Here is a 6,840-nt window from a genome sequence, read left to right on the forward strand (position 1 = left end):
GATCCGGATCGCCTCCATGGTCATGTCGTGACGCATCTCCGAACGGCTCCAGGCGCGCTCGGCGAGCTCCCACATGGTGGTGAGGTGCAGCGGGTTGGTCCCGGTGACCTCGGCCAGGGCCACGATCGCACCCTTCGGCGCGAGCAGCCGCCCGTTCAGATACCGCTCCCAGGACGTCTTGCTGTAGCCCGTGCGGTCGGAGACCGACGCGACGCTCAGGCCACTGCGGTCCACGACCCGTCTGAGCTGGCTGGTGAACTCCCTGATCTGCGGATCGAGCTCTTCCGGCAAGGCCTTCCAACGAGGCATTGCTTCCCCCTCTTCCCCCCCGGTTCGTGCTGTTCTCTTCCTCGCGCACGGTGCCCTCTGCCGAGTCCCCGTCTGGCTACCCACAGGGATGCCGCCAGCCAGGGTCTCAGTTCCCGGGGTGGGGGCGCACGGGAGCGTCATGGCTGCGGGCGGGCAACGTCCCACGCCCGCTCGCTCGCGGTCCAGTGTCCCACCGGTCGCCCCCTCTACCGGACAGAACCCGGAACAAGCGGGCGGAGACACCCGGACCGCCCCCATTGTTCCTGCTCGCCCCGGAGTTCCGCCACTTCGCGGCACATCCCTGGCCTTGTCGATACATCACCGCAGAAATGCCGCATGGATGATCACATGAATCCCGTGCGTCCCACCGCGGCGGGCAGGCATGTCGCGAGCATGTCGCAAGCGCATCGCGGGGCCGTACGGGGATTCCGGGAGACGTAGCGGAACGGTCACTTCCGTGCCACAGCGGCCGGACAGCCGTTGAACAGGCGCTTCGTCGTACAGGAGTGTGGTGCGCGAACGGCGGCCCGTCCTCTCACGGGGGTGAGGACGGACCGCCGTTCGCGCACGATTCCCGGTGCGGCTCAGCCGCTGATCGTGAAGTGCAGCAGGTCCGCCAGGAACGGAATCCTCAGCTTCGGATCCGGCTGGACCATCAGCGCCAGCACCACGATCCCCAGACCCAGCCCGCCGTACGTGACGATGTCGGTGAACCGGGAGCGCACCGCGAGCATGCCGACGTTCCGCACCGTCCAGCGCAGCACGGCTCCGGCCACCAGGGCCACGCCGACGAGCAGCGTGCCGAGCCGGAACTGGTCCAACGCGGTCACCAGCAACCCCAGACCGGCCGTGAGCAGCACGGCGAGGATCGGCCACTGACGGGCGGGCGCGGGCGCGTCACCCGGGGCCGCCCTGCCACCGCCCTCGGGGCGCGCGGTGTCCCGGGTGAACAGCGGCAACCGGCGGGTGGTACGCCGCGGCACACCCTCGGCATCCGGCGCGCTGACGGGGTCGCGGACCGTGACGTCCTCGGACCGCTCCGGCGTCGACGCGTCCGGGGCGGCGCCGGTGGCGGGGGCCTGCCGTTCAGCCGACACTGCGCTCCGCCGCCTCGACCACGTTGACCAGCAGCTGGGCCCGGGTCATCGGGCCGACGCCGCCGGGGTTCGGGGCGACCCAGCCGGCCACCTCGGCCACGCCCGGGTGGACATCGCCCACGATCTTGCCCTCCGCGCTGCGGGAGACACCGACGTCGAGCACGGCCGCGCCCGGCTTGACGTCCTCGGGTCGGATCAGATGCGCGCTGCCCGCGGCGGCCACGATGATGTCCGCCCGCCGCAGATGCGCCGGCAGGTCACGCGTGCCGGTGTGGCACTGGGTCACGGTGGCGTTCTCGCTGCGCCGGGTCAGCAGCAGCGGCATCGGCCGGCCGATGGTGACGCCGCGCCCGACGACCACGACCTCGGCGCCCTTGATCTCCACGCCGTGGCGGCGCAGCAGGGTGATGATGCCGTTGGGGGTGCAGGGCAGCGGGGCCGGCTCGTTCAGGACGAGACGGCCGAGGTTCATCGGGTGGAGGCCGTCGGCGTCCTTGTCCGGGTCCATCAGTTCGAGGATCCGGTTCTCGTCGATGCCCCTGGGGAGCGGCAGCTGGACGATGTAGCCGGTGCAGGCGGGGTCCTCGTTCAGCTCGCGGACGACCGCCTCGATCTCCTCCTGCGTGGCGGTGTCCGGCAGTTCGCGCTGGATGGAGGCGATGCCCACCTGGGCGCAGTCGCGGTGCTTGCCGGCGACGTACTTCTGGCTGCCGGGGTCCTCCCCCACGAGGATCGTGCCGAGGCCGGGCGTGACGCCCTTGCCCTTCAGCGCCGCCACGCGGGCGGTCAGATCGGACTTGATCTCGGCTGCGGTGGCCTTGCCATCGAGAATCTGGGCGGTCATGCCCCCATCCTCGCGGATGACCGGGCCCCGGTTCCAATCAGCCCGCATTCCGGGCCACCCGGACGCCCGCTCCCCGCGACCGCTGCCCGTAACCGCTCCTCTTCCGCCCGAATCGGCCCAAGATCAGTGATGTTGCACTTGCACAACACATACGGCGTACGGCTGGACAAGGAAAGGAACGGTCAAGAACGATGAGGAGCGCAGTACCGCGGGCAGAACCGGGGGGACGGACCGCATCTGTAGAACTTCCTCCGCGCCGGCCCTCGCGTCGTCCCCGCATCCGAAGCGCAACGGAGGAAGTACCGCCATGAGTTTCGGCGACCCGAACAACCCCTACGGGCAGCCTCCCCAGCAGCCCCCGGCCGGACCCGGCTACGGCTACCCGCAGCAGCCCGGCGCTCCGCAGCAGGGTTACGGCTACCCCGCCGCCCCGCCGGTGTCCCAGCCGTACGGCGGCGGCTACGCCCCCGTCCAGATGCCCGGCATCACGCGCGCCGCGCAGATCCTGCTCGCGGTGATCGCCGTGGCCCACGTGGTCATCGCGGCCGTGTACGCGGTGGCGCTGGCCGACTGGGACGAGGTGGTGCTCGAAGCCGGCATCAGGGGCGGCACCGATGCCGAGGAGTTCGCCGACCTGGGCAAGGGCGTCATCGTCTTCTTCATCGGTCTGGCCGCCGTTTTCGCGATCCTCGGTCTGGTGCTGCTGCTCCAGTACGCCAAGGGCGGCAGCAGCGTCCGCGTCTGCTCGATCGTGTACGCCTCGTTCGCGATCGTCAGCGGCATCTTCGCCCTGGGCATGTACGGCCTCGGCCTGCTGATCTGGGTCGTCTCGATCCTGGTGATCGTCTTCGCGGCCAAGCGCGCCAGCGCGGAGTGGTTCAGGCGACCGAGGTACTGAACGAACGGTCCGCCCGGTCCCCACGCCCAGGGGCCGTGTCCGCCACACCGGCGGACACGGCCCCTGACGCGTCGCGGCACCCGAGCGGGACGCCCGTGCGCCCGGCCGACCGCATCGGCGGCCGGGCGCACGGGGCCGTCAGTGGAAGAAGTGGCGCGTGCCCGTGAAGTACATGGTCACGCCCGCCTTCTTCGCGGCCTCGGCGACCAGTTCGTCACGGACCGAGCCGCCGGGCTGGACCACGGCCTTGACGCCCGCCCCGGTGAGGATCTCCAGGCCGTCGGGGAAGGGGAAGAACGCGTCGGAGGCGGCGTAGGAGCCGGCCGCGCGCTCGGCGCCGGCCCGCTCCACCGCCAGCTTCGCGGAGTCGACGCGGTTGACCTGGCCCATGCCGACGCCGACGGAGGCGCCGTCCTTGGCGAGCAGGATCGCGTTGGACTTCACCGCGCGGCAGGCCTTCCAGGCGAAGGCGAGGTCGGCGAGTTCGGACGCGCTCAGCGCCTCGCCGGTGGCGAGGGTCCAGTGCGCGGGGTCGTCGCCCTCGGCCTGGAGCCGGTCGGTGACCTGGAGGAGGGCGCCGCCGTCGATGGGCCTGACCTCGACGGGGGCGGCCGGGGCCCCGGGAGTGCGCAGCACCCGGATGTTCTTCTTCCTGGTGAGGGCGTCGAGGGCGCCCTCCTCGTAGTCCGGCGCGACGATGACCTCGGTGAAGATCTCCGCCACCTGCTCGGCCATCTCCCTGGACACCGGGCGGTTGACCGCGATCACACCGCCGAACGCCGAGAGCGGGTCGCACGCGTGCGCCTTGCGGTGCGCCTCGGCGACGTCCGCGCCGACCGCGATGCCGCACGGGTTGGCGTGCTTGATGATGGCGACGGCCGGGACGTCGTGGTCGTACGCGGCACGGAGGGCGGCGTCCGTGTCCGTGTAGTTGTTGTACGACATCTCCTTGCCGTGCAGCTGCTCGGCCTCGGCGAGACCGCCCGTCCCGGACACGTAGAGCGCCGCGGGCTGGTGCGGGTTCTCGCCGTAGCGGAGGGTGCTCTTGCGCTCCCAGGTGGCGCCGAGGAAGTCGGGGAACCGCCCCGCGGCGGAGCCGCTGTCGGCCGCGGCGTCCACCGGGGCGTAGTCGGAGGCGAACCAGCTCGCGACGGCGACGTCGTAGGTGGCCGTGTGCTGGAAGGCCTCCGCGGCGAGGCGCTTGCGGGTGGTGAGGTCGAAGCCGCCGTCGCCGACGGCCGCGAGGACGTCGCCGTAGCGGGCGGGGCTGGTGACGACGGCGACCGACGGGTGGTTCTTGGCGGCGGCGCGCACCATGGACGGGCCGCCGATGTCGATCTGCTCCACGCACTCGTCGGGCGTCGCGCCCGAGGCGACGGTCTCGCGGAACGGGTACAGGTTGACGACGACGAGGTCGAAGGGCTCCACGCCGAGCTCGGTCAGCTGGCGCCGGTGGTCCTCCAGGCGCAGGTCGGCGAGGATGCCGGCGTGGACCTTGGGGTGCAGGGTCTTGACGCGGCCGTCCAGGCACTCGGGGAACCCGGTGAGCTCCTCGACCTTGGTCACGGGGACGCCCGCGGCGGCGATCTTCGCGGCGGTGGACCCGGTGGAGACGAGCTCCACGCCGGCCTCGTGCAGTCCGCGCGCGAGGTCCTCGAGGCCGGTCTTGTCGTAGACGGAGACGAGCGCCCGTCGGATGGCCCGCTTGTTGCTCTCGGCGGTCACTGGATAACTACCTTTCGTCCCTCAATGCGATAGCCGTTGCGGGCGAGGAGCCCCACGACCTCGACGAGCAGCCTTCGCTCGACTTCCTTGATGCGCTCGTGCAGAGCGCTCTCGTCGTCCTCGTCCCGGATCTCCACCACGCCCTGCGCGATGATCGGCCCGGTGTCGACACCGTCGTCGACGAAGTGGACGGTGCAACCGGTGACCTTGGCGCCGTACGCGAGCGCGTCCCGTACGCCGTGGGCTCCGGGGAAACTGGGCAGCAGGGCGGGGTGGGTGTTGACGAACCGTCCGCCGAAGCGCGCGAGGAACTCCTTCCCCACGATCTTCATGAACCCGGCGGACACCACGAGGTCGGGATCATGGGCGGCGACGGCCTCGGCGAGCGCCGCGTCCCACTCCTCGCGCGTCGGATGGTCCCTGACCCTGCACACGAAGGTCGGCAGCCCGGCACGCTCGGCGCGGGCCAGCCCCTCGATGCCCTCACGGTCGGCGCCGACGGCCACGATCTCGGCCCCGTACGCCCCGGCGCCGGTGGCGGCGATCTCGTCGAGGAGCGCCTGCAGATTGGTGCCGGATCCGGAGACCAGCACGACGAGACGCCTGGCGCGCTCGGCCACGGGCTTGGCGGCCACGGTGGGGCCCTTTCTCGGGGAGCGTCTGCACGGCCGGCGGCACAGCGCTTTGTACATTCATACGAATGCTTCGCGCCCCCGGATACGGGGAAGCCTACGAAGCGGCCGACCGTCAGCAACGATACCGGCACACCGGGCGGCCCCCACGGGACGGGGGCGTGGCCGGAAGGTAGCGTCTGGGACGAGCCGGTCCGGGAACGCCGGTACTGGAACGCCGGGTGCGCGCGGGAACGTGCACCGCGCACCGGGCGTTCACAGGAGGACGGACCCGGCCGCGCGGAGCTGGCGGGAACGCACCAGCTCACAGCTCAGTCGTAGTCGTATACGTCGTGCGAGGCGGTCGCGCCGGACCACGCCGTGCTTCATTAAGGGGAAGACGCTCACTTGATGCCGGACCGCAGCCTGCGATTCCTCGTGTTCCCCCAGCAGTCGGCTCGGGGAGGGGAGCGTGGCGCCGTGCTGCTGCGGGAACGCCCCGCCTCACCGCCCGACGCCCCCCGGAACGGGGGCGGCGACGACGGACGCGGCTCCCATGACTCCGGGGACTCCCAGGGCTCCCAGGGCTCCCAGGGCTCCCAGGGCTCCCAGGAAGACAACCCGTTCGCGCCTCCGCCGGAGGGGACTCCCGACCGTCCCTGGCAGCCGAGGCACCCCTCGGGCGGGGAGGGCGGCGGACGCTCCCCCTGGGGCCGGAACTGGAGCGACCGTCAGCCCGGCCGTTCCTCCGGCGGTTTCGGTGACCGCCCGCGCGGCGGCCCCGAGGGCGGCCAGGGCCCCGGTCCGCAGACCCCGGGCCCCCGGTGGGATCCCAAGGACCCGTCCCAGCGCAGGGCGCGCTATGCCCTGCTGTGCGGCATGTGGGCCTTCTTCTTCGCCCTCTTCAGCTGGCCCTACGTCGCACTGCTGCTGGGTGCGCTCGCCATGTACTGGGCGATCAGCGCCCTGCGCGCCAAGCCCCGTGGACAGGACCCCGACTCCCCGGCGCCCGAGCAGAAGGGCCGTCCGCAGACCACGGCCGCCGTGAGCGGTCTGGTCACGGCGTCCCTGGCACTCGCCCTGGTCGCCGCGTCCTTCACGGCCCAGCTGGTCTACAGCGACTACTACACCTGCACCAACGACGCCCTCACCGAGCAGGCCCGCCAGGGCTGCGGCGATCTCCTCCCGGAGGAGCTCCGCGGGGTTCTGAGCGACGAGTGACCGCCCGGGTCTGAGGCCGGCCCGCGGGCTCCGCCGGAGACACGGGTCCGCCGGGGCGTAAGGCGCGGGGCCGGCCCGTCGGCGCGGTCGTGAACCTCACGGGGTTCCTGGTCGCGCTGAAGCTCGACTGGCCGC

General features: G+C 71.9%; 7 protein-coding genes. 2 read left to right on the forward strand and 5 right to left on the reverse strand.

Annotation, left to right across the window (positions count from 1 at the left end; genetic code table 11):
- From B9S61_RS02255 to B9S61_RS02265, 3 genes are all read right to left on the reverse strand, one after another.
- Positions 1-393: helix-turn-helix domain-containing protein (locus B9S61_RS02255; protein ID WP_374936170.1), on the reverse strand; the 393-nt coding region annotated here is incomplete at its 3' end.
- Positions 394-893: 500 nt separating this feature from the next.
- Positions 894-1,406 (reverse strand): DUF3017 domain-containing protein, encoded by a 513-nt coding sequence (locus B9S61_RS02260; RefSeq protein ID WP_103540672.1) that lies wholly within the window; start codon positions 1,404-1,406, stop codon positions 894-896.
- The gene (locus B9S61_RS02265) at positions 1,396-2,250 is read right to left on the reverse strand and encodes a bifunctional methylenetetrahydrofolate dehydrogenase/methenyltetrahydrofolate cyclohydrolase (RefSeq protein ID WP_103540673.1); all 855 of its coding nucleotides are present in this window, start codon (positions 2,248-2,250) and stop codon (positions 1,396-1,398) included. The genes B9S61_RS02260 and B9S61_RS02265 overlap by 11 nt, the downstream gene beginning before the upstream one ends.
- 307 nt (positions 2,251-2,557) lie before the next feature.
- Here B9S61_RS02265 and B9S61_RS02270 point away from each other — a divergent pair, with 307 nt between their 5' ends.
- Positions 2,558-3,148, forward strand: coding sequence for a hypothetical protein (locus tag B9S61_RS02270; RefSeq protein ID WP_103540674.1), 591 nt, complete (start codon positions 2,558-2,560; stop codon positions 3,146-3,148).
- Positions 3,149-3,286: 138 nt separating this feature from the next.
- Here the strand turns inward: B9S61_RS02270 and purH are convergent, their stop codons facing one another.
- Together purH and purN are read right to left on the reverse strand one after the other, a co-directional pair.
- Positions 3,287-4,873 (reverse strand): bifunctional phosphoribosylaminoimidazolecarboxamide formyltransferase/IMP cyclohydrolase, encoded by a 1,587-nt coding sequence (gene purH / locus B9S61_RS02275; protein WP_103540675.1) that lies wholly within the window; start codon positions 4,871-4,873, stop codon positions 3,287-3,289.
- Positions 4,870-5,508, reverse strand: a complete 639-nt coding sequence (purN, locus tag B9S61_RS02280; RefSeq protein ID WP_103540676.1) for a phosphoribosylglycinamide formyltransferase — start codon at positions 5,506-5,508, stop codon at positions 4,870-4,872. The genes purH and purN overlap by 4 nt, the downstream gene beginning before the upstream one ends.
- 387 nt (positions 5,509-5,895) lie before the next feature.
- On the opposite strand from purN, the gene B9S61_RS02285 reads away from it, so the two are divergent.
- Positions 5,896-6,705 carry a hypothetical protein gene (locus tag B9S61_RS02285; protein WP_103540677.1) on the forward strand — a complete coding sequence of 270 codons (810 nt, stop codon included), beginning with the start codon at positions 5,896-5,898 and terminating at the stop codon, positions 6,703-6,705.
- Positions 6,706-6,840 lie beyond the last annotated feature (135 nt).

Origin of the sequence: Streptomyces sp. SM1, from assembly GCF_002910825.1 — a bacterium.
In the GTDB taxonomy this organism is placed as follows: domain Bacteria; phylum Actinomycetota; class Actinomycetes; order Streptomycetales; family Streptomycetaceae; genus Streptomyces; species Streptomyces okerensis.